Consider the following 2,976-nt stretch of genomic DNA (forward strand, 5'->3'; position numbering starts at 1 on the left):
AATCATCCGTGGCTTACACGGAAATCATGACAGAGCCCGTGCCGCCGCCTAGCTGCTGTCTCGCACCGACTCCTGTTTCGGCCTGAGCTTCCCCGACCCGCTCTTGCCCCTCCGGCGCTCGGGGCCTCCCAGCCCTCCGCCCGCGCCGATCCTCATTCGGCGTGGGCTTCCCTCATCCGCCATTGGCCACCGCTTGCCCCTCGCCCAACCGGCGCTCAGAACCTTCCAATCCCCGCATCGCGCCGATCCCAGCCGCCGATCACGCCCGGTCCGAAACGGCCCCGATTCGCCCACAGGCCACCGTGGGCTCGCCCCTCCGGCATCCGCCTCCTCCCGCTGCACCTACACCTCGCGCCAACGCCTCCCGCTGCTCCTCTGCCTCGCGCCAGTTCCTCCAGTCCTCCAGCCGAGCCCTTCGCACCCACCCCTGCCGCCATCGACATCCGCTGCCGTGATCCCCGACTCTCCCTCAACGGGCCGTCACCGACCGGCCCGCGCGGTACGTTCACCGGACCACCCCCGCGGTGGCGAGAAGGAGGCGAAGCCGGTGGAACTGAGGCAGGTCGAACACTTCCTGGCGGTAGTCCGGCACGGCAACTTCACCCGCGCCGCCCAGGACGTGCACGTCGTGCAGTCCGCGCTCAGCGCGTCCATCCGGAAGCTCGAAGCCGACCTCGGCGCGGAACTGTTCGACCGCACCACGCGCCGGGTCACCCTCACCCCCGCGGGCGAGGCCCTGCTGCCGCTGGCGCGCCAAATCGCCGCGGACGTCGACTCCGCCCGAGGCGAGGTAGCCGCCGTGACCGGCCTTGCGCGCGGCCGGGTGTCGATCGGGACCATCCAGACCCTGACCGTCATCGACCTGCCCGCGAAGCTGGGCGAATTCCGCGCCCGCTACCCGGGAATCCGGCTGCGCGTCCGGGAAGGCACCATCCCCGGGCTGACCGCCGCGGTGTCCGACGGCGAACTGGATCTGTCCTATGTGGGCGGTCCGCTGCCGGAGGAGCTGGCCGAATTCGCCAGCTGGCAGCAGAACTTGGTCCTGCTCACCCACCCCGGACACCGCCTGTCGCCGCGCCGCCGAGTCCGGCTCGCGGAACTGGATGGCGAACCTTTCGTAGATTTCACCGGCAGCGGCCTGCAAGCCCTGGTCGACCGAGCCTTCACCGAGGCCGGTGTCCGCCGCGATCAAGTCTGCGAGGCGACAAACGTCCCCCTGCTGATCGACCTGGTCGCGGCAGGCCTAGGCGTCACCGTGGTCCCGGAGCAGGTCGCCGCCCGGTCGGGATTGCCGTTCGCCCACCTCACCCAGCCAACGCTGTCCCGCACGATCTACCTGACCGGCCGCTCGGCAAACCTCACCAACCCGGCGGCACGGGCGCTGCTGGCCCACCTCCTCGCCTGACCCCGCGCACCGGCGCGAGCACCAACGCGAACCCCACCAGCCCCAACACCAGCGCGACAGTCGTCAACCCGGTAATCCCGGCAACGAACGCCAACGCGAACGCCCTGCCGCCGAACCGCCGCAGCAACCGGACAACATCCCGAGTAGCTCCGTCGACCTGCTCGACCTCGACTGCCAGGTTGACGGTGGCCACCGCGCCGACGTCAGTCGCAGACCCGGCGCTAACCGCCGCCTCGACGCTGGCCGCAGCCTCGACACCGACCATCGGATTGGCGCTGGGCACCCGGCGGTCGCTCGCCACCGGCTCACCGCAAGCCGACGGGTCGACGTTGGCCACCGAGTCGCCGTTGCCCGCAGGCTCGGCACTAGCCACCAATTCGACGTCGGCCGCACGCCCGGCGCTAGCTACCGATTCGGCACCGGCCGCAGACTCGGGGCCAGCCGCAGATTCGATCTCGGCCACAAACCCAGCTCCAGCCACCGACCCGATCTGGTACGCAAGCCCGGTGCCAGCCACCGACTCGACGTGCGCCGCGGGCTCAGGGCTCGCCACCGGCCCGACGCCGACTGCCGACTCGACCTGCGCCGCGGACTCGGGGCTCGCCGCCGGGCCGACGGCCGACACGTCACGCGTCGCCTCATTGACGCTGGCCGCCACGCAATCACCCGCCGCCGCGAGGGTGCCGTCCTCAGGCGCGCTCCCACGCTCGTCTGTCGCGCTGAGGGCAGCGTCGTCCGGTGCGATCCCGCGGGCGTCCACGTCACCCCAACCGGCTAGGCCAGGCTCGGTGTCGGCGGACCGGTCCGCCGACACGTCGCCGTCGAGGTGCCGGTCGTTTCGGCCGGAGTTCTCGGCGGAATCGCCAGGCGCAGATGTCATGCGCTGAGTATTGGCGTGCGTCGACCTCCCAGTCCAACACCTGTTTTCGCTGCGATTCAGCGATGAAATCGATCACTCGCGCGGAGGCTGATCGACGTGACAGTCGCCGTCGGCTCGACGGCACTCGGGTCAGGCAAAGACCACCTCCTCGCTTCCGACCAGCTTCACGCCTGCCGTGGACAGTTCCTCGTTCACGCGGGCGCTCTCCTCGGCGGCGGAGAGTTCGTCGTCATACGTGGCGTGGGCGTCTCGGACCAGCGTGACTTCATGACCTCGGTTGAGGGCGGCCAAGGCGGTGGCTCGGACGCAGAAGTCGCTCTGCATTCCGGCCACGACCAGCGGGGTCGACTTCGGCAGCAGGGAGCCCAACTGGGTGTCGGCGAAGGAGTCGGGTGTCTGTTTGTCGACTACGTGCTCGCCGGGGCGGACCTCGTGCACTAGTTCCCAGCCGGAGGTTCCGGGCACGTCGGGGTCGTCGCCGGTGCCGTTGTTCCGGATGTGCACCACCTGCGCGTCCGCGGCTCGCGCCCGTTCCAGGACATGCGTGATCGCGGCGGCGACTCGGTTGGCATCTGGTATGGGGGTGGGCGGGAGAAGCATGTTGTTCTGGACGTCGATGAGAAGCAGCGCGGGAGCCATGCCGGAAGCATCTTGGGATTGACCCGTTTTGACGGACAGGGTCGTTGAGGTG

The 2,976-nt window shown here is 69.9% G+C and carries 3 protein-coding genes; 1 reads left to right on the forward strand and 2 read right to left on the reverse strand.

All coding sequences use genetic code 11. The features are described from left to right. Positions 1 to 547: 547 nt before the first annotated feature. Positions 548 to 1,405, forward strand: a complete 858-nt coding sequence (locus EIZ45_RS45745; RefSeq protein WP_043832734.1) for a LysR family transcriptional regulator — start codon at positions 548 to 550, stop codon at positions 1,403 to 1,405. Here EIZ45_RS45745 and EIZ45_RS45750 read toward each other — a convergent pair. Both EIZ45_RS45750 and EIZ45_RS45755 read right to left on the reverse strand, forming a co-directional pair. Further along, complete coding sequence (locus tag EIZ45_RS45750; RefSeq protein ID WP_134669828.1) at positions 1,359 to 2,285, reverse strand: hypothetical protein; 927 nt, start codon at positions 2,283 to 2,285, stop codon at positions 1,359 to 1,361. The genes EIZ45_RS45745 and EIZ45_RS45750 overlap by 47 nt on opposite strands. A 129-nt stretch (positions 2,286 to 2,414) precedes the next feature. Beyond that, entirely contained in the window at positions 2,415 to 2,924 is a 510-nt protein-coding gene (locus tag EIZ45_RS45755; RefSeq protein WP_134669826.1) for an isochorismatase family protein, read from the reverse strand. Positions 2,925 to 2,976 lie beyond the last annotated feature (52 nt).

Origin of the sequence: Amycolatopsis sp. CFH S0740, from assembly GCF_004522315.1 — a bacterium.
GTDB lineage: Bacteria > Actinomycetota > Actinomycetes > Mycobacteriales > Pseudonocardiaceae > Amycolatopsis > Amycolatopsis nivea.

Coding starts and splice junctions, on each gene's coding strand:
- EIZ45_RS45755 (WP_134669826.1), bottom strand. CDS start 2,924: ATGGCTCCCGCGCTGCTTCTCATCGACGTCCAGAACAACATGCTTCTC.
- EIZ45_RS45750 (WP_134669828.1), bottom strand. CDS start 2,285: ATGACATCTGCGCCTGGCGATTCCGCCGAGAACTCCGGCCGAAACGAC.